Source organism: Micromonospora sp. WMMB482, from assembly GCF_019038635.1.
Lineage (GTDB): Bacteria > Actinomycetota > Actinomycetes > Mycobacteriales > Micromonosporaceae > Micromonospora > Micromonospora marina.
This window is the reverse complement of record NZ_JAHOPD010000020.1, coordinates 5341738-5358403: the sequence shown is the minus strand read 5'-3', so window position 1 is coordinate 5358403 and position 16666 is coordinate 5341738. Positions and strand designations below refer to the sequence as shown.

Genomic DNA, 16666 nt, shown 5'->3' with positions numbered 1-16666 from the left:
TGAGGTGGCCGGGGACCCGCGGTGCTCCGGCGGCGGTTTCGCGGATCGTCCGGCCGGGTACCGCCGGACCGCCCGGACATCGACTCCGGCCGTCACGAGGAGGGCACCATGACCGTCCCCCTGCCGCCGCTGCCGCCCGCCGCCGACGACGCGTACCGGCCGGGTGGGCGCAGCGTCGCCGACCTCGTGGACACCGAGCACCGGGCGCTGCTGGGGCTGGCCGACCGGGTCACCGACCCGGCGCTGGACGCCGCCGGCCGGCGCGAGGTGCTCGACGTCCTGACCGCCGCGGTGTCCCGGCATCTGTCCGCCGAGGAGCAGTACCTGTTCCCGGCGGCCCGCGCCGCGATGCCGGACGCCGCCGAACTGGTCGAGCGGGAGATCGAGGCGGACGCCGGGCTGCTGACCGCGCTCAAGGAGCTGTCCGGCGCGGACGACCCGGCGGTCGCGGACGTGGCCGACCGGGTACGCCGGCACGTCAGCCGCGTCGCGGCGCTGGTCACGCCGCTGCGGGAGGTGGCCAGCGACGCCGAACTGATCCGGCTGGGCAACCGGTGGGAGATCGCGGAGGAGGCGGCGCCGACCCGCCCGCACCCCGGCACGCCGGCCACCCCGCCCTGGAACAAGATCGTCGAACCGGCGGTCGGGGTGCTGGACAAGGTGCGCGACGCGGTCACCGGACGGCGTACCCGGCTCAGCGACCTGGAGCATCGCCGCGAGGGGTGAGCCGATCGCCCCTTCCGCGTATCGGTTCGTGGTCCTACCGTCACGGTATGGATCTGGAGCTGCGACACCTGCGTGTGGTCTGCGCGATCGCGGAGACGGGGAGCGTCACCAAGGCCGCCTCGGCGCTCGGCCTCGCCCAGCCGGCGCTGACCGCCCAGCTTCAGCGGATCGAACGGGCGCTGGGCGGGCCGCTGTTCGAACGGGACCGCCGCGGCGCCCGGCCCACCGCGCTGGGCGAGCTGGTGCTGGACCGGGCCCGGGTGCTGCTGCCGGCGATGAAGGGCCTGCGGGACGAGGCGGCCCGGATGGCCGGTGCGGGCGATCCGCTGCGCCGGTACCGCTTCGGCGGGGTGAACAGCCCGATCCTGGGCCGGCTGGTGCACCGGCTCGCCGCCGAGCGGCCGGACGCGCAGATCACCACGTACGGCTCGTGGTCGGTGGACGAACTGGCGCAGATGGTGGCCGGTGGCCGCCTCGACTTCGCGCTGACCGGCGTGTGCGGCGACTCGACGCCGTCGGCGGGGTTCGGGCTGAGCTGGCGGGAGGTGGCGGTCGAGCCGATCTGCGTGCTGCTGCCGCAGACCCACCCGCTGGCCGACCACGCCGAGGTCGACCTGGTCGGCCTGCGGCGCGAGCGGTGGGTGGCCGCGCCGGGCGACGGCTGCTTCGGCGACTGCTTCGCCGCCGCCTGCGCCCGCTCCGGCTTCACCCCGAAGAAGGTGTACGAGGCGGACGTGCGGGCCGCGCTGGACCTGGTGGACGCGGGCGAGGCGGTGGCGTTGTGCCAGGCCACGTTCCGTCCGGTGGCCGGGCTGGTCACCCGCCGGCTGGCCGGGACGCCGCTGCGCTGGCGGCTGCTGCTGGGCTGGCATCCGGACGTGCCGGCCGCGGCGGTGGCCGAGCCGGTGCTCGCGGCGGCGGTCGCGGCGTACACGGACGCGCTGGCGAACCATCCGGAATACCTGGGCTGGCTGCTGGCGCACCCGGAGTTCGGCGTGCAGCCCAACGGCTCGGGCGGGGTGCGAATCGCCTGAACCCGGGTATCACCGGCGACATGACTGATCTGTATCCGGCCGCCGACCAGCGGGAGCTGCTGCGCCAGGCGGCCACCGCGCACACCACCGCCTCGGCCGAGGTGGAGGCGTTCCTGCGCCGGTTGCCGGAGGTGCCGGGTCCGGCCGACGTGACCGAGTACGCCAACCTGCTCAGCCGCGAGGAACGCGCCCGGGCCGACCGGCAGGCCGCGGCGGACGCGGCCGGGCTGCGGCTGCCCAGCCTGGAGTCGGAGTAGCGGGCGGCGCCCGGGCGGGTGGTCCGCCCGGGCGCCGCCGTACCGGCTCAGCGTTCGACGAGCACGTCGTGCCCGAGGTCGAGCAGGGCGTGCCGCCACTCGTCGTCGGCGTTGCCCCGGCGTGGCCGCTGCGCGGTCAGCTCCCGGATCCGGCTGATCGCCTCCCGCATCACCTCGATGTCCTCCGGTGTGAGGTCCACCTTGCGCTTACGCAGCACGGCGAGGATCTGCCGGCCGGGCTCGGGCAGGTCCAGGTCCGGGCCCGGCCCGAACGCCTCCTCCCCCGAGCCGCGGGTCAGCAGCCACTGCCGCAGCGTCTCGGAGGGCACGTTCACCTCGGCGTGGAAGTCGTCCCAGATCACCTCGACCTCGGGGTCGAGTCGCGCCTCGCGTACCATCACGCCTCCTCTCCCGGCGGCGGCCCGGGTGCCGGCTCGCCCTCGTTGGGTGTGTGCTGCTGCAGGCCCTCCGGCGGCACCCGGACCCGGGACGGGTTCGCCGTCGGGGCCGCCTCGATCGGTTCGCCGGCCCCCGTGTCGTCGCGGGATTCCTCGGGTTCGGTCATGTCCCCCTCCGGTCCTTCGCTGACGCAGTGGTCCGTCCCGGCCGGGACGGACCGGTCATCGGGGATGGGACGTGGTGGCCGGCGCGTAGCCCCGCTCACCGGCGGCGACGTCGAAGACGAGCTTGTCGTCGCGGGTGTCGACGGTGACCTTCTGCCCCGGTGAGACCTCGTGCTCCAGCAGCATCCGGGACAGCCGGTTGTCGACCTCGCGCTGGATCACGCGGCGCAGCGGGCGGGCGCCGAACTCGGGCTGGTAGCCGTGCTCGGCGAGCCAGTCGACGCCGGCGGTGCTGAAGTCGACCTGGATGTCCTGGGCGTGCATGCGGCGGCGGGTCTCCTCCAGCAGCAGGCCGGTGATCTGGCGCAGCTGCTCGGCCTCCAGCCGCTGGAAGATGATCACCTCGTCGATGCGGTTGAGGAACTCCGGGCGGAAGTTCTCCTGGAGGCGGCGCATCAGCCGCTCCCGCAGCTCGTCGCTCTCCTGCTCGCCGGGGGCGCCGGTGGCGAAGCCGACGGTGCGCTGGGTGCCGGTGATCAGCTCCGAGCCGAGGTTGCTGGTCATGATCAGGACGGTGTTCTTGAAGTTCACGGTCCGGCCCTGGCTGTCGGTGAGCCGCCCGTCGTCGAGCACCTGGAGCAGGATGTTGAACACGTCCGGGTGCGCCTTCTCGATCTCGTCCAGCAGCACCACCGCGTACGGGCGGCGGCGGACCGCCTCGGTGAGCTGACCGGCCTCCTCGTAGCCGACGTACCCGGGCGGGGCGCCGACCAGCCGGCTGACCGTGTGCCGCTCCTGGAACTCGCTCATGTCCACCCGGACCATCCGGTCGGCCTCGCCGAACAGCGCCTCGGCCAGCGCGCGGGCCAGCTCCGTCTTGCCGACGCCGGTGGGGCCGAGGAACAGGAAGCTGCCCATCGGCCGGTTCGGGTCGGCCAGTCCGGTACGGGACCGGCGTACCGCCTCGGCGACGGCGCCGACCGCGTCGTCCTGCCCGATCACCTTCTCGTGCAGGTGCCCCTCCAAGCGCAGCAGCCGGTCGCGTTCCTCCTCGGTGAGCTGGGTGACCGGGATGCCGGTGGCCCGGGAGACCACCTCGGCGATCTCCGTCGGCCCCACCTCGGGCACGTGGTTGGGGCCCTCGTCGCCGCGGGCGCGGCGGACCTGGTCCTCCAGTTCGGCGAGCCGGTCACGCAGCGCGGAGGCCCGCTCGTACTGCTCGTCGGAGACCGCCTGCTCCTTGTCCCGGCGCGTCTCGTCGAGCTGCTGCTCCAGCTCGCGCACGTCCTCTGCGGGAGTACGGGTGCGCAGCCGCACCCGGGCGCCGGCCTGGTCGATCAGGTCGATCGCCTTGTCCGGCAGGAACCGGTCGGTGACGTACCGGTCGGACAGCTCAGCCGCGGCGACCAGCGCCTCGTCGGTGAACCGGACCTGGTGGTGCGCCTCGTACCGGTCGCGCAGGCCGCGCAGGATCGAGATGGTGTCGTCGACCGTCGGCTCGGGCACCAGCACCGGCTGGAACCGGCGGGCCAGCGCCGCGTCCTTCTCGATGCTGCGCCGGTACTCGTCGAGCGTGGTCGCGCCGATCACCCGCAGCTCGCCGCGTGCCAGGGCGGGCTTGAGCATGTTGGACGCGTCCATTCCGCCCTCGCTGCCGGCGCCGCCCGCGCCGACCAGCGTGTGGATCTCGTCCAGGAAGATGATCAGCTCCTCGCGGTGGGCGCGGATCTCGTCGATCACCTTCTTCAGGCGCTCCTCGAAGTCGCCCCGGTAGCGGGTGCCGGCGACCAGGCCGGACAGGTCGAGCTGGATCACCCGCTTGCCGATCAGCGTCTGCGGCACGTCGCCGTCGCAGATCCGCTCGGCCAGGCCCTCCACGATCGCGGTCTTGCCGACACCCGCCTCACCGATCAGCACCGGGTTGTTCTTGGTCCGCCGGGACAGGATCTCCACGGCCTGCTCGATCTCGTCGGTCCGGCCGATCACCGGGTCGATCTGGTCCATCCGGGCCAGCTCGGTGAGGTCCTGGCCGTACTGGTCGAGCGTCGGGGTGCCCCGGTCCGGGCGCGGGGCGTTGGACGCGCCGCGCTCGGCGCTGGCCGCCTGCAGCGACTCGGGCTGGATCCGGCCGGCGGCGAGCATCCGGCCGGCCGGCGACTCGGGGTTCAGCGGCAACGCCATCAGGATGTGCTCGGGGCCGATGTAGTTGGCGCCCATCGCGCGGGACAGCTGGTGCGCGTCCAGCAGCGCCCGCTTCGCGGCCGGGGTCAGCGACAGGTTCGGCGGCACCTCGCCCCGCGGCGCGCCCTCACCCGGCCCGCCCAGCGCGCCTAGCAGCGACTCCGGGTCGGCGCCGGCCCGGCGGACCAGGTCACGCAACGGCTCGCGCTGCAACGCCGCCCAGAGCAGGTGGTCGGTGTCCAGGTCGTTGCTGTGCTTCTGGGCGGCACGGCGGGCCGCGTCGGCGAGCATCTCCCGGGCGTCGGCGGTCATCAGGCGCGTGATGTCGACCCGGTGCGCCGGCCGGCGTCCCCCCTCGCCCCGGCCGAAGTATCGGGCCAGGAACTCGTCCCAGGGGTCGTTGCCGAAGTCACCCGGTCCCATCATCTCGTCCTCCGCAGTCAGTCGGCACGACCGGCACCCGGCACGCGCGGCACGGTCGGCGGTGGCTACCCGGCGGTCGGCGCGACAAACGCGACCGGATGGCAGGCTGGGAGCATGGAGAGCAGACCGCTGCTGATCGTGGACGGCGCGAACGTGGTGGGCTCGCGCCCGGACGGCTGGTGGCGGGACCGGGCCGGCGCGGCGGTCCGGCTGCGCGACGCGCTGGCGCCCCTCGGGGAGGCGGGCCTGCCGCCGGAGCTGCCGCCACCGGTGCAGGTGGTGCTGGTGGTGGAGGGCGCGGCCCGGCACGTGCTGGCCGCACCCGGTGTGGAGGTGGTCTCCGCGCCCGGCTCCGGCGACGACACGATGGTCGAGCTGGTCGCCGCCGCGCCGGATCGGCGGCGGGTCGTGGTCACCGCCGACCGGGGGTTGCGCGAGCGGGTGACCGCGCTGGGCGCGGAGGTACGCGGCCCGCGCTGGCTGGTCCGTTAGGTCACCCGGTCCCGCCGGCGGGACCGAGGAATCCGCCGACGGGACCAGCGGCGCGGTCTTCGCGCACGTCAGGGGCGGAACCGGACACCGGGGCCGCAACGCCGCGAGGGTGGATGTTCGCCCACCCGCCGCCATGGGTTGTAATGGAGATCTCTTCCGCCCCCAGGAGGTCCCCGTGGCGAGCGTCGCCGAGCTGAAGGCCGCCATCGATGTCGCTCTCCAGCAGATCGGTGACGGCCAGACAGCGGTGCAGGCAGCCGGCGAGAAGCTGGCCGAGGCGCAGCAGACGCTGGCCGGAGCGCTGGAGGGCAGCGGCCACGAGACGGTCGAGGCGGCCCAGGCCTCGCTGACACAGGCGGGCCAGGAGCTGGAGGAGTGCCTGGCCGCGACACTGGTCGCGGTGGAGCAGGCACAGCTCTACGTCGCGACGCTCTGAGGCCCGGCCGTGTCCATCGTCGAGGACATCGGCGCGCAGGTGCGCGCCGCCGCCGAGGAACTGCCGCTGGCCCAGCTCGCCGCCGCGCTGGAGAAGCTCGGCCAGGCGCAGGAGCGGCTACGCTGGGTGCGCCAGGAGTCGTCCGACCCGATGGGGGTGCCGGAGCTGTCCTCGGCCACCGAGCACGCCGAGACCGCCGGCTACGCGCTGCGCGTGGCGCAGGAGCAGCTCACCGCGTACCTGGCCGCCATCGGGCTGGCCCCCGACGGCGCGCGGCCGGCGCCGCCGGGCGAACGGCCGCCCCGGCACGACACGCCCCGCGGCGAGGAGCCGCCGGCGGAAGGCCCGGCCGCCGAGCCGGGCGAGCAGCCGGCGGTGCGGCGCTGGTGGGCGGTGCGGGTGGCGGAGCTGACCGGCGGCCGGGAGGGGGCCCCGGACGAGCCGGACGAGCGCGTCGAGGACTCCCACGAGCTGCTGCGCCGGGTGGTCGCCGGGATCCGCTCCGGCGACCGGGACCGGCTGCACCGCGAGCTGCGCCGGGCGCACGCCGACGTGGGGCTGGGGCTGGCCGCGATCACCCCGCCGCTGCTGCGCGAGCTGGCCGGTGAGCTGCTCGGTCATCCGCCCCGTGCGGACGACCTGCCCCGGCTGCGCGGCGCGCTGGACTCCCGGGTCCGCGACCTGTTGCCCGGGCTGCCGCGCCCGGTGCTGGACACGCTGCTGACCCGGGTGTGCCGGATGCCCCCGCCGCGCCGCGACGACGACGCCGAGCAGCCGCACGCGGCCGACCCGGCGGTCACCGCGGGCGTGCTCACCGGCGTACTGCTCGACCGGCTCGGCCGGGACCTGCCCAAGGACACCGACGAACGGGAGCCGTCCCGTGGCTGACGTCCGCGCTCGACTGGCGACGCGGGTCCGGGGGATGCTCTCCGAGGCCCTCGGCGCCACCCGTACCCGGCTCACCGCCGCCGAGGCCGAGCTGGCCGCCGGGCGCGACCGGCTGACCCGTACCCGCAAGGCCGCCGCCGCCGTGCCCGCCCGGGTGGGCGCCGCCCGCGACCGGCGCCTGGCCGAGATCGACGCCCGGCACACCACCCGCCTCGCGGAGCTGGCCCGCCGGGCCGCCGCCGCGGCACAGCGGGAGGCGCCGGGCGCGGCGTCCGAGCCCTGGGACCGCTGGCAGGCCACGCCCGCCGGCCGGTCCGAGCCGCCCGGCGCGTTGCGCGTCGGCACGGTACGCCTCGACGGCGCCGAACCGGTGCCGGCGCTGGTCCCGCTCCTGGACTCCGGGCACGCGCACCTGGCCGGCGGCGACCGGGACGGGCTCGCCGCCGTGGTGCCCGCGCTGCTGCTGCGCTCGGTCGGGCGGGCCGACCCGGGCGCGGTGCGGCTGTACGGGTACGACCCGGAGCACCTGGGCGGCGGCCTGGCCGGGTTCGCGCCGCTCGGCACGGCCGGGCTGCTCACGTTCGTCGGGCCGGGCGGACTGGGCCGGCTGCTCGACGACCTGGTGGAGCAGATCCGCCGGATCAACGCCACTGTGCTCGCCGGTGAGCACGGCTCGCTGCGTGAGCTGGCCGCCGCCACCGGACGCCGCCCGGAGCCGTGGCGGGTGGCGGTGCTGCTCGGCGGCGACGAGCTGTCCCGGCACGAGCGCGGCCAGCTCGACCGGGTGGTACGCACCGGAGCGGCCTGCGGCGTGCACCTGGTGGTGCGCGGCATCGAGCTGCCCGACGACCCGACCGTCACCCGGATCACAGTGGAGCCGGACGACGCCCGGGTGGCCGGGCTGCCGGTGGTGCTCGACGCGCCGCCCCCGCCCGCCCTGGTCACCGAGACGTGCCGCACCGTCGCCTCCCGGGTGGCCGCCGGCCCGCCGCCGACCCCGTTCACCGACCTGCTCCCGCCGCCGGAGGAGTACTGGCGGGAGGACTCGGCGCACGGGCTCAGCGCGCCGGTCGGCGAGGGCCCGCACGGGCGGCAGGTGCTGCTCACGCTCGGCGACTACCCGCCGCACGCGTTGATCGGCGGCCCGTCCGGCACCGGCAAGACGAATCTGATCTTCGCCTGGATCGGCGCGCTCGCCGCCCGCTACTCCCCCGCCGAGCTGGAGTTCTATCTGCTGGACTTCAAGGAGGGCGTGTCCTTCGCCCGGTTCGCGCAGGGCCGGCGCGACCCGAGCTGGCTGCCGCACATGCGGCTGGTCGGCATCAACGTCAACACCGACCGGGAGTTCGGGCTGGCGCTGCTGCGCTTCCTCGCCGAGGAGCTGCGCCGGCGCGCCGACGCGGCGAAGAAGCACGAGGTCACCAAGCTGGCCGAGCTGCGCGCGGTGGACCCGGACGGGCACTGGCCGCGCATCGTCGCGGTGGTCGACGAGTTCCAGGCGCTGCTCGCCGGCCGGGACGTGGTCGCCCGGGAGGCGGCCGACCTGCTGGAGGACCTGGCCCGGCGGGGCCGGTCGCAGGGCATCCACCTGGTGCTGGCCTCGCAGGACGTGCGCGGCATCGAGGCGCTGTGGGGGCGGCCCGCGCTCGTCGCCCAGTTCACGCTGCGGATCGCGCTGCCGAAGGCGCTGCGCATCCTGGCCGAGCGCAACGACGCGGCGCAGTCACTGCCCCGCCACCACGCGGTGATCAACGCCGAGTCGGGCCTGGCCGAGGGGAACGAGGTGGCCCGGATCCCGTCGGCGAGCGACTGGGAGACGTGGAGCGAGCTTCAGCACCGGCTGTGGCGGATGCGCCCGCAGGACGCCGCGCCGGCCCGGCTGTTCGACGGCGACGCGATCCCCAGGCTGGCCGACGCACCGGACTTCCGCGCCCTGACCGCGCCGGAGCAGGGCATGCCACGCAGCCCGGTGGCGCTGCTCGGCGAGATCATCGACGTGCAGTCCCGCTCGGCGGCGCTGCGGCTGCCCCGCGCTCCCGGCCGCAACCTGGCGGTGCTGGGCACCCGGGTGGACGAGGCGTGCGCGGTGCTCGACGCCGCCGCACGGTCGCTGGCCCGGCAGTACCGGCCCGGCACCGCCCGGTTCTCCATCGCCTGCCTGGACCCGGACGCCGACCCGGCCGCCCGTGCCCTGTACGAGGACCTGGCCGGCGACGCCTCCTGGTACGACGAGGAGACGGTGCCGGAGCTGATGGCCGAGGCAGGTGACGGACTCGGCGCGCCGGGTGCGGCGCGTACCCCGCACTTCCTGCTGCTGTACGCGGTGGACGCGGCCGCCGCGGCGCTCGCCGGCAAGGCCGGTACGCGCACCGGGCTGGAGCAGTTGCGCCGGATCCTGCACGACGGGCCGGAACGGCGTACGCACGTGCTGGCGTGGTGGCGTGGGGTGGCCCGGATGCGGGTCGACCTGGGCGGCGCGGGCGCGCGCACGGATCAGATCGGCGCCTGGGTGGCGCTGGACGTGCAGGGCGGTGAGCTGGGCTCGTCGCTGTATCCGGGCAGTGGCGGGCCGGACTGGTATCCGCGGCCGTGGCGCGGTCTCTACTTCGACCGGGCGGTGCACCGCACCGGACAGGTGATCATCCCTTATGGTCCCTCCCGATGAACGAACCGGTTGCCAGTGAGACGTACGACGCGCAGATCCGCCGGCTCGCCGAGCTGACCGCCCGGGTGTCCGCCCAGCGGGCCGAGGCGCACACCTGGTACGCCCAGCAGGTGGCCGCCGCCGACCGGGCGGTCGCCGAGGCGGCCGAGCAGGTGCGGCAGGCCGAGGCGGAGGTGGCCGAGGCGTACCGGCTGGTGGAGCGCGTCGACGGCGAGGTCACGCACCTGTGGGCGCAGCTGCGGGCCCGGCTCGGCACGGGCGCCCGGCGGCTGGGTGACCCGCCCGGCCCGGTGCGCGGCACCGCCGGTGACCCGGTTCCGCTGCTGCGGGCGGTCCGGGAGCTGCTGGAGCGCACCGGCGCGCCGGGCGAGCTGCCCGGCTCGGTGAACCCGCTGCTGGTCGCGTGCGGCATCGGCGGGGCGCTGGTGGCGTACGCGCTGGGGGTGGGGGCGCGGGCGCTCGCCGCCGGTTCGAGCGGTGACCTGGCGGTGGGCCTGCCGGTGCTGGCGCTGGTGGTGACGCTGCTCGGCCCGGTGATCGGGCTGGCGCCGGCCCGGCTGCTGGCCGACCGCCGCCACGCGGTCCTGACCCCGCGCCCGATGATCCTGGTGGCCGCCTCCGGCCTGGTCACGACCCTGCTTCTGCTGACCGTGACCTACACCCGCTGACCGCCGCCCTCCCGCCCGCCGGCTCCCCCGGCGTCGATCATGAGGTTGGCGGCGCGACACGCCGTAGCGCAGCCGGTCAACCTCATGATCGCGCAGGTCAGGCGGGGGTCAGGACCGCCTCCTTCAGGAGGCGGCGGGTCAGGGTCAGGCGGTCGGCGTCGTCGTCCAGGCCGGGCAGGTCGCCGACCCTCGTCACCTCGCCGGTGAGCAGCGCGCGCAGCGCCGCCTCGCAGGTGCCGGGCAGGGTGAGCGTCCGGTCGGGCACGCGCAGCGTGACCCGTCCGTCGGCGGCCGGGGCGAGCTGCCAGCGCAGGCCCCCGCGCACCGCGACCTCGCTGTCCGCTGTCAGCCGGGCCAGTGCCTGCGCCTGGGCCAGCGGCCGGATCGGCGCCGGGCGGGAGGCCGGCCAGACCCGGGCACGCAGCCGGCCGGCCACCGCAGCCGGATCGGCCCGCAGCAGCCAGTCGCGCAACGCCTCGACGGTCTCGGTCAGCTCCGGCTCGATCGCGTCCGGGTCGGCCAGGTCGAGCCCGAACGGCAGGCTCGCGCGCAGCCGTGCGTCCTCGGCGGCGAGCGCGAGCAGTTCCTCGACCACGGCGTACCGGGTCAGCGCCCGGATGCCCACGGTCAGGTGCAGCGAGCTGGACTCCTGGGCCTGTGCGCTGTGCAGCCAGCCGCGCGGCAGGTAGAGCGCGTCGCCCGGTTCGAGCACCACGTCCAGCTCGGGCCGGCCCTCGGCGGTCGCGGAGACCTCGTCGGCCCGGCCGCCCCAGGGCTGGCGCTCCAGCGGGTCAGCCAGCACCGGCGGGTGGATCCGCCAGTGCTTGCGCCCGTCCACCTGGAGCACGAACACGTCGTGGGTGTCGTAGTGGGTGGCGAAGCCCTGGCTGCCGGCCGGGGTCAGGTAGGCGTTCACCTGCAACGGCTGGGCCAGCGCGGTGCCCAGGTCGCGGGCGAAGCCGACGATCGCCGGCCAGGTGCGGTGCAGGCCCTGCAGCACCAGCGTCGCGCCGTCGGCGTACAGCGCCAGCACCTTCTCGTCGAGGACCTGGTCGCCGATCTCGGCGCCCGCGCCACCACCGCCGGTGTAGCGCGCCGCCGGCACCAGCTGGCCGTCCTTCGCGACCCGCAGGAACGGGGTACGCAGGCCGCGGCGGCTGAGCAGCTCGTCGGCGTCGGCAGGGCTGAGCAGGTCGGCGAAGCCGTCCGGGTTGGGCAGTTCGGCGGCGCGGGACAGCAGCGGGCTACGCCCCCAGTGGTCGGCGGCGAACTTGGCCGGCTCCACCGCCACGCACCGGGCCAGCGCCTCGGTCGCGGCGAACGGAACCGCCGGGCGGCCGTGGCCACCCGGCGGGTCGACGTGCGTGGTGCTCATGTGTCAGGCGCTGCCGTCGGCGCCGCCGTCGTGCTGACCGGGGGTCGCGCCGCCGTCGGCCGGCCCCTCGGCGCTGCCGTCCGCGCCACCGTCGTGCTGACCCGGGGTCGCACCGCCGTCAGCCGGGCCCTCCGCGCCGCCGTCCGCGCCACCGTCGTGCTGACCCGGGGTCGCACCGCCGTCAGCCGGGCCCTCCGCGCCGCCGTCCGCGCCACCGTCGTGCTGACCCGGGGTCGCACCGCCGTCAGCCGGGCCCTCCGCGCCGCCGTCCGCGCCACCGTCGTGCTGACCCGGGGTCGCACCGCCGTCAGCCGGGCCCTCCAGGCCGCTGCCGCCGCTGCTCTGGATGTCGTCGTCGTTCAATGCCATGGGTGCTCCCTCGGTGTGCCGCCCCGCGTGGTGCCGGGGTCCGTGTGCAGCGGGTGGTACCCCACGCCCGATCTTCTCTAACCACACCGTAGACGCCCGGACGCCGTCGTACGGACGGTTCGCGGGGCAAGCGGCCGGGACTGGTGGATGCCAGGATGACGGGAGGACGAGACGCGAGGAGGCGCACGTGACGCAGCCGGAGCCGCTCACCCCGCTGACCGAGGACTGGCAGCGGGCGCTGGCCGTGGTGGCCCACCCCGACGACCTGGAGTTCGGCGCCGCCGCCGCGGTGGCGCGCTGGACCGGGCAGGGCAAGGAGGTCGTCTACTGCCTGCTCACCAGCGGCGAGGCGGGCATCGACGGGATGCCGCCGGAGCGCGCCCGGGTGGTACGCGAGGAGGAGCAGCGCGCCTCCGCCGCGGTGGTCGGGGTGTCCGCCGTCGAGTTCCTCGGCCTGCCCGACGGGCTGCTGGAGTACGGTGTGCCGCTGCGCCGGGCGATCGCCGAGGTGGTGCGCCGGCACCGGCCGGACGTGGTGCTGACCAACAACTTCCGGGAGACCTGGGACGGCGCGTACGCGCTGAACCAGGCCGACCACATCGCCTGTGGCCGGGCCACGCTGGACGCCGTCCGCGACGCCGGCAACCGGTGGATCTTCCCGGAGCAGCTCACCGACGACACGCAGCCGTGGTCGCGGGTGCGGGAGGTGTGGGCGGCCGGGTCGCCGGTGGCCCGGCACGGGGTGGACGTGACCGACACGTTCGACCGGGGCGTGGCGTCGCTGCGGGCGCACGGGGCGTACCTGAGCGGGCTCGGCGACGGCGGCTTCGACGCCGAGGAGTTCCTGGAGGGCATGGCCCGGCCGGCCGGCAGCCGGCTCGGCGCCCGGTTCGGCGCCGCGTTCGAGGTCTTCCTGATCAACCTCCAGTAGGGCGCGGCGATGTTCCTGGTCGGCACGTCGGGCTGGCAGTACCGGGACTGGCGGGAGCGGTTCTACCCGGCCGGGCTGCCGCAGCGCCGCTGGCTGGAGCACTTCGCCGCACGGTTCGCCACGGTCGAGGTGAACAACGCGTTCTACCGGCTGCCCGAGCGGGACACGTTCTCCGCGTGGCGGGAGCGTACGCCCGGCGACTTCTGCGTGGCGGTGAAGATGAGCCGCTACCTGACCCACGTGAAGCGGCTGCGCGACCCGGCCGAGCCGGTTGCCCGGTTCCTGGACCGGGCGTCCGGGCTGGGTGACCGGCTCGGGCCGGTGCTGGTGCAGCTCCCGCCGACGCTGCGGGCCGACCCGGACGCGCTGGCCGGCGTGCTGCGCCGGTTCCCCGCCGGCGTGCGGGTGGCGGTGGAGCCCCGCCACCGGTCGTGGTGGACCGACGACACCCGCCGCGTGCTGGAACGGCACCGGGCGGCGCTGGTCTGGGCCGACCGGCTCAGCCGGCCGGTCACCCCGCTGTGGCGCACCACCGACTTCGGCTACCTGCGGCTGCACGAGGGCCGAGCACGGCAGTGGCCACGGTACGGGCGGGCCGCGCTGGCCGGCTGGGTGCGCCGGCTCGCCGAGGCGTTCGGCGACGGCGAGCCCGCGTACGTCTACTTCAACAACGACCCGGGCGGCGCGGCGATCGCCGACGCGGTCGCGTTCGCCGGGCTGGCCCGGCGGGCCGGGCGGCCGGTGTCGCGGACGCCCGCGGCCCGCCCCGCCGAGGGGGCGGGACGGGCCGGTCCGGTGCCGGATCAGGGAATCATCTGACGCAGGTCACGTGGCATGGTGGCCTTCACATCCTCCCACTCGCCCTGGGTGACGTGCCGGCGCAGCGTGTCCAGCACGACCTGCACCACCCGCTGCGCGCCGCCCTCGACGTCGTACGGGAAGCCCTGGCGCACCTCGTACAGGAAGTCGTCGCGGTTGAGCTTGATCGGCACGTTCTCCGGCTGCCAGCCGTCGAAGTAGATCCCGCGCACCAGCACCGGCAACTGCTGTGCGAACTCGGCGCTCTCCTGCACCGGCAGCCGGTCCCGCAGCAGGTGCAGGACGGTACGCAGCGCGGCGTAGGACTGGTTACGCTGTTCCTTCGGCCAGCCGTACGCGGACTCGATCTCCTTGAGGATCACGTTCGTCTTGTCCAGCGAGGACTCGAACGCGGACAACAGCTGTTCGGCCATCGGGCTCACCCCCGTGCTTCGGTCTCCCAGCGTCGGTCGTCGGCGCGGCGCGGCGGACCGCTGGGGCCCCGCCACAACCGGGTCGGGCTGAACCGGCCGGGCCGTTCGCCCCGCCGTGGCGCCTCGGAGCTGCCGACCACGTGCAGTACGCCACCGCGGCGCCGGTCCGCCACCACCCGTACCGTCATGACCCACCTCCTCGTCGCGGCGCCCGAGCCGGCGCCCACACTCCATGCTGCGGCGGGGGCGGGTGAGCGGGCCTCACCCGCACCGGGTGAGACGCTCAGGCGTCCAGCAGGCCGGCGAGTGTGGTGGCGTTGCGCTGCGCGTAGTCCTGGTAGCAGTTGTTCATCAGCACGTGCGTCTGCCCGGCCTGGCCGGCCAGCTCGCGCAGCTTCGGCGCCCAGTCGCGCAACTCCCGCTTGGAGTAGTCGTAGCCGAACTTCTCGTGGATGTCCTTGCTGGTCCACTTGTCGCTGTGCCCGTGGAACCGGACCACCGCGAGGTCCGCCGTGGCCGCCAGCACCGGGGGGATGGACGACTTGTGTCCCTGCGGCATGTCCACGCAGACGAACGGCAGCTCGTGCTCGCGCAGGAACCCGAGCGTCTCCTCGGCGTTGTCGCCGTCGAACCAGGAGGCGTGCCGGAACTCGACGACCGGGCGCAGCGGAGCGCACCGCCGCTGCACCTCCAGCAGGTACTGCTTGTTGGCCCGCTTGATGGTGAACCAGGGCGGGAACTGGAACAGCAGCGCGCCCAGCTTGCCGGCCTCGACGAGCGGGTCGAGGGCGGACAGGAACCGGGTCCAGACCTCCTCGTACGCCTGCGCCGGCAGGTCGTCCGGGTAGACGTTGCGCTTGTCCGTCTCCGGGCGCAGGTCCTTGTAGAGCGCGGAGACGCGGGTGGGGTGGCCGGTCAGCAGGCTGAACGCCTTGACGTTGAACGTGAACCCGGCCGGGGTGCGTTCGGCCCACAGCCGGGCCGTCCGCTCGGCCGGTGGCGAGTAGTAGGTGGCGTCCACCTCGACCAGCGGGAACTGGCGGGCGTAGTAGGACAGCCGCTTCTCCGGCGTGTCGGCGCTCGCCGGGTACCAGCCGGAGTCGAGCAGGGTCCGGTCGGTCCACGAGGCGGTGCCCACCTTGATCTCACCCATGGGGACAGTCCACCGCGTCGGAGGGCCGACCGGCAACCGGAACGGCGTCAGGCCGCCCGCCGCTCCCGGGTCTGCTTGCAGGCCACGCACGAGGTGGCGGAGGGGAAGATCTCCAGCCGCTCCACCGGGATGGGCGCGGTGCAGCCCTCGCAGAAGCCGTAGGTGCCCTCGTCCAGGCGGGTCAGCGCGTGCTCGAACTGCGCCCGCCGGTCCAGGATGGTCCGCAGCAGCGACTGCGCGGTGTCCCGCTCGGCGGTCTTGGTGCCGCTGTCGGCCTGGTCGTCGCCGGCGGTGTCGCCGACCTCGACCAGCCGCAGCACCTGGCTCTGCGCCATGGTCTGCTCGTACTCGGCGGTCAGCTCGTCGTACCGCGACCGCAGGGACTGCCGGATCTGGTCGACCTCCGCCTGGGAGCGGCCCGTGGCTGTCGTGTCGTGGACGAGCATCGCTGCCTGCCTTTCCTACGTCCTCATACCGGTCCGGGGCGGCCAGCGCCCCGGACCCGGTCCGACTGTGGATGCGCGGGCGACGAGATCACCCGTGCTCTGTGAGCCGGGCGATTACCCCCGCCCTCGGCGGGTCAAACCGGCTGTTTCCTGAGTGTTTCCGGTGAGTCCGGAACCCCTGGTCAGGCGGCTTCGACGAGCGCCGGACGGCGCGGGTCGTCGGCCCGGACCACCACGTCGGCGAAGGACGCGGGGTCGACCTCGCCGGAGTAGCGGGCGAAGGCGGGCAGGGTCCACCGCAGCGCGGGCTCGGTGCGCCGCGCCAGCGCCGCCGGGGAGAGCACGAGGTGGACGGTGACGTCGAACGGCAGCGCGCCGCCGAGCAGCAGCGCGCCGCTGACCAGGACCACCCCGCCGGGGGGCAGGTCCACGTACGCGGCTCGGCTGGCCCGGTCGGCGCCGGCGTCCCACAGCGACGGCAGCAGCCGGCCGGAGCCGTCCGGGCCGGCCGGGTCGAGCACCTCGCGGCGCAGCCCCGGCTCGTCGAGCCAGCCCTCGTAGTACGCGTCCAGGTTGGTGCGGCCGTGCTCCAGGCGTACCGAGGCGGGACGGAGGAAGTCGTCGGCGCGGACGTGCAGCACCGGCCGGCCGGCGGCGCGCAGCGGGTCGACCAGCGCTTCGGCCAGCGTGTCCAGCGCGGCGGCGGGCGGGCCGTCCACGGCGACCCGCAGCCGGCCGGGCGTCCCGGTGCGGGCCAGACGCGCGGCCAGCTCGGTGACGAGCAGGTCGGGACTGATCGGGCGCACGCGCATCGGACCATCGTGCCG

At 75.3% G+C, this 16666-nt stretch carries 19 protein-coding genes and 1 pseudogene; 10 read left to right on the top strand and 10 right to left on the bottom strand.

The features are described 5' to 3' along the window. The first annotated feature begins 108 nt into the window (after window positions 1–108). From KSK32_RS26210 to KSK32_RS26200, 3 genes are read left to right on the top strand one after another with little or no spacing between them, the layout of a single operon-like run. Window positions 109–726: a hemerythrin domain-containing protein gene (locus KSK32_RS26210; RefSeq protein WP_216933608.1), complete on the top strand. Its 618-nt coding sequence runs from the start codon at window positions 109–111 to the stop codon at window positions 724–726. Between the two features lie 47 nt (window positions 727–773). Next, window positions 774–1760 (top strand): LysR family transcriptional regulator, encoded by a 987-nt coding sequence (locus KSK32_RS26205; RefSeq protein ID WP_216933607.1) that lies wholly within the window; start codon window positions 774–776, stop codon window positions 1758–1760. A 20-nt stretch (window positions 1761–1780) separates the two neighbouring features. After that, complete coding sequence (locus tag KSK32_RS26200; RefSeq protein WP_013476980.1) at window positions 1781–2017, top strand: hypothetical protein; 237 nt, start codon at window positions 1781–1783, stop codon at window positions 2015–2017. A 47-nt stretch (window positions 2018–2064) separates the two neighbouring features. On the opposite strand, the gene KSK32_RS26195 is transcribed toward KSK32_RS26200, so the two are convergent. Genes KSK32_RS26195 through KSK32_RS26185 form a run of 3 tightly spaced genes read right to left on the bottom strand, consistent with a single transcriptional unit; the run spans window position 2065 to window position 5187 of the window. Next, window positions 2065–2415: a DUF3140 domain-containing protein gene (locus KSK32_RS26195; RefSeq protein WP_018788399.1), complete on the bottom strand. Its 351-nt coding sequence runs from the start codon at window positions 2413–2415 to the stop codon at window positions 2065–2067. Continuing rightward, a complete protein-coding gene (locus tag KSK32_RS26190; RefSeq protein WP_216933606.1) occupies window positions 2415–2582 on the bottom strand; it encodes a hypothetical protein in 168 nt (55 codons plus the stop codon). Before KSK32_RS26190 ends, KSK32_RS26195 begins: the two co-directional genes overlap by 1 nt. Before the next feature lie 55 nt (window positions 2583–2637). Continuing rightward, window positions 2638–5187: an ATP-dependent Clp protease ATP-binding subunit gene (locus KSK32_RS26185; protein ID WP_216933605.1), complete on the bottom strand. Its 2550-nt coding sequence runs from the start codon at window positions 5185–5187 to the stop codon at window positions 2638–2640. 111 nt (window positions 5188–5298) lie between these two features. Here KSK32_RS26185 and KSK32_RS26180 point away from each other — a divergent pair, with 111 nt between their 5' ends. The 5 genes from KSK32_RS26180 (at window position 5299) to KSK32_RS26160 (ending at window position 10333) form a co-directional block, all read left to right on the top strand. Then, window positions 5299–5676 carry a hypothetical protein gene (locus KSK32_RS26180; protein WP_216933604.1) on the top strand — a complete coding sequence of 126 codons (378 nt, stop codon included), beginning with the start codon at window positions 5299–5301 and terminating at the stop codon, window positions 5674–5676. Between the two features lie 175 nt (window positions 5677–5851). Beyond that, complete coding sequence (locus tag KSK32_RS26175; RefSeq protein WP_013286060.1) at window positions 5852–6112, top strand: hypothetical protein; 261 nt, start codon at window positions 5852–5854, stop codon at window positions 6110–6112. Window positions 6113–6121: 9 nt separating this feature from the next. Continuing rightward, entirely contained in the window at window positions 6122–7000 is an 879-nt protein-coding gene (locus tag KSK32_RS26170; RefSeq protein WP_216933603.1) for an FUSC family protein, read from the top strand. Then, complete coding sequence (locus KSK32_RS26165; protein ID WP_216933602.1) at window positions 6993–9665, top strand: FtsK/SpoIIIE domain-containing protein; 2673 nt, start codon at window positions 6993–6995, stop codon at window positions 9663–9665. Before KSK32_RS26170 ends, KSK32_RS26165 begins: the two co-directional genes overlap by 8 nt. Next, entirely contained in the window at window positions 9662–10333 is a 672-nt protein-coding gene (locus KSK32_RS26160; RefSeq protein WP_216933601.1) for a hypothetical protein, read from the top strand. The genes KSK32_RS26165 and KSK32_RS26160 overlap by 4 nt, the downstream gene beginning before the upstream one ends. 97 nt (window positions 10334–10430) lie before the next feature. On the opposite strand, the gene KSK32_RS26155 is transcribed toward KSK32_RS26160, so the two are convergent. Together KSK32_RS26155 and KSK32_RS26150 are read right to left on the bottom strand one after the other, a co-directional pair. Further along, window positions 10431–11708, bottom strand: a complete 1278-nt coding sequence (locus tag KSK32_RS26155; RefSeq protein WP_216933600.1) for a cupin domain-containing protein — start codon at window positions 11706–11708, stop codon at window positions 10431–10433. Between the two features lie 69 nt (window positions 11709–11777). Further along, window positions 11778–12077 (bottom strand): annotated as a pseudogene (locus KSK32_RS26150) (hypothetical protein); the annotation flags it as partial. Window positions 12078–12264: 187 nt separating this feature from the next. Here KSK32_RS26150 and KSK32_RS26145 point away from each other — a divergent pair. Both KSK32_RS26145 and KSK32_RS26140 read left to right on the top strand, forming a co-directional pair. Next, a complete protein-coding gene (locus KSK32_RS26145; RefSeq protein ID WP_216933598.1) occupies window positions 12265–13008 on the top strand; it encodes a PIG-L deacetylase family protein in 744 nt (247 codons plus the stop codon). A 9-nt stretch (window positions 13009–13017) separates the two neighbouring features. Continuing rightward, window positions 13018–13827 carry a DUF72 domain-containing protein gene (locus tag KSK32_RS26140; protein ID WP_216933597.1) on the top strand — a complete coding sequence of 270 codons (810 nt, stop codon included), beginning with the start codon at window positions 13018–13020 and terminating at the stop codon, window positions 13825–13827. Here KSK32_RS26140 and KSK32_RS26135 read toward each other — a convergent pair. From KSK32_RS26135 to KSK32_RS26115, 5 genes are all read right to left on the bottom strand, one after another. Further along, window positions 13812–14240 carry a DUF2267 domain-containing protein gene (locus tag KSK32_RS26135; RefSeq protein ID WP_216933596.1) on the bottom strand — a complete coding sequence of 143 codons (429 nt, stop codon included), beginning with the start codon at window positions 14238–14240 and terminating at the stop codon, window positions 13812–13814. The two genes, KSK32_RS26140 and KSK32_RS26135, sit on opposite strands and share 16 nt — an antisense overlap. Window positions 14241–14245: 5 nt before the next feature. Then, complete coding sequence (locus tag KSK32_RS26130; RefSeq protein ID WP_013286051.1) at window positions 14246–14428, bottom strand: hypothetical protein; 183 nt, start codon at window positions 14426–14428, stop codon at window positions 14246–14248. 95 nt (window positions 14429–14523) lie between these two features. Continuing rightward, the gene (locus tag KSK32_RS26125; RefSeq protein ID WP_216933595.1) at window positions 14524–15393 is read right to left on the bottom strand and encodes a DUF72 domain-containing protein; all 870 of its coding nucleotides are present in this window, start codon (window positions 15391–15393) and stop codon (window positions 14524–14526) included. Between the two features lie 47 nt (window positions 15394–15440). After that, window positions 15441–15839: a TraR/DksA C4-type zinc finger protein gene (locus KSK32_RS26120; RefSeq protein ID WP_018788410.1), complete on the bottom strand. Its 399-nt coding sequence runs from the start codon at window positions 15837–15839 to the stop codon at window positions 15441–15443. 182 nt (window positions 15840–16021) lie between these two features. Continuing rightward, window positions 16022–16651, bottom strand: coding sequence for a uridine kinase (locus tag KSK32_RS26115; RefSeq protein ID WP_216933594.1), 630 nt, complete (start codon window positions 16649–16651; stop codon window positions 16022–16024). Window positions 16652–16666 lie beyond the last annotated feature (15 nt).

Excerpts from the sequence above, each read along its gene's own strand:
- KSK32_RS26210 (WP_216933608.1), top strand. The coding sequence starts at position 109 with ATGACCGTCCCCCTGCCGCCGCTGCCGCCCGCCGCCGACGACGCGTAC.
- KSK32_RS26205 (WP_216933607.1), top strand. The coding sequence starts at position 774 with ATGGATCTGGAGCTGCGACACCTGCGTGTGGTCTGCGCGATCGCGGAG.
- KSK32_RS26200 (WP_013476980.1), top strand. The coding sequence starts at position 1,781 with ATGACTGATCTGTATCCGGCCGCCGACCAGCGGGAGCTGCTGCGCCAG.
- KSK32_RS26195 (WP_018788399.1), bottom strand. The coding sequence starts at position 2,415 with ATGGTACGCGAGGCGCGACTCGACCCCGAGGTCGAGGTGATCTGGGAC.
- KSK32_RS26190 (WP_216933606.1), bottom strand. The coding sequence starts at position 2,582 with ATGACCGAACCCGAGGAATCCCGCGACGACACGGGGGCCGGCGAACCG.
- KSK32_RS26185 (WP_216933605.1), bottom strand. The coding sequence starts at position 5,187 with ATGATGGGACCGGGTGACTTCGGCAACGACCCCTGGGACGAGTTCCTG.
- KSK32_RS26180 (WP_216933604.1), top strand. The coding sequence starts at position 5,299 with ATGGAGAGCAGACCGCTGCTGATCGTGGACGGCGCGAACGTGGTGGGC.
- KSK32_RS26160 (WP_216933601.1), top strand. The coding sequence starts at position 9,662 with ATGAACGAACCGGTTGCCAGTGAGACGTACGACGCGCAGATCCGCCGG.
- KSK32_RS26155 (WP_216933600.1), bottom strand. The coding sequence starts at position 11,708 with ATGAGCACCACGCACGTCGACCCGCCGGGTGGCCACGGCCGCCCGGCG.
- KSK32_RS26140 (WP_216933597.1), top strand. The coding sequence starts at position 13,018 with ATGTTCCTGGTCGGCACGTCGGGCTGGCAGTACCGGGACTGGCGGGAG.
- KSK32_RS26135 (WP_216933596.1), bottom strand. The coding sequence starts at position 14,240 with ATGGCCGAACAGCTGTTGTCCGCGTTCGAGTCCTCGCTGGACAAGACG.
- KSK32_RS26130 (WP_013286051.1), bottom strand. The coding sequence starts at position 14,428 with ATGACGGTACGGGTGGTGGCGGACCGGCGCCGCGGTGGCGTACTGCAC.
- KSK32_RS26125 (WP_216933595.1), bottom strand. The coding sequence starts at position 15,393 with ATGGGTGAGATCAAGGTGGGCACCGCCTCGTGGACCGACCGGACCCTG.
- KSK32_RS26120 (WP_018788410.1), bottom strand. The coding sequence starts at position 15,839 with ATGCTCGTCCACGACACGACAGCCACGGGCCGCTCCCAGGCGGAGGTC.
- KSK32_RS26115 (WP_216933594.1), bottom strand. The coding sequence starts at position 16,651 with ATGCGCGTGCGCCCGATCAGTCCCGACCTGCTCGTCACCGAGCTGGCC.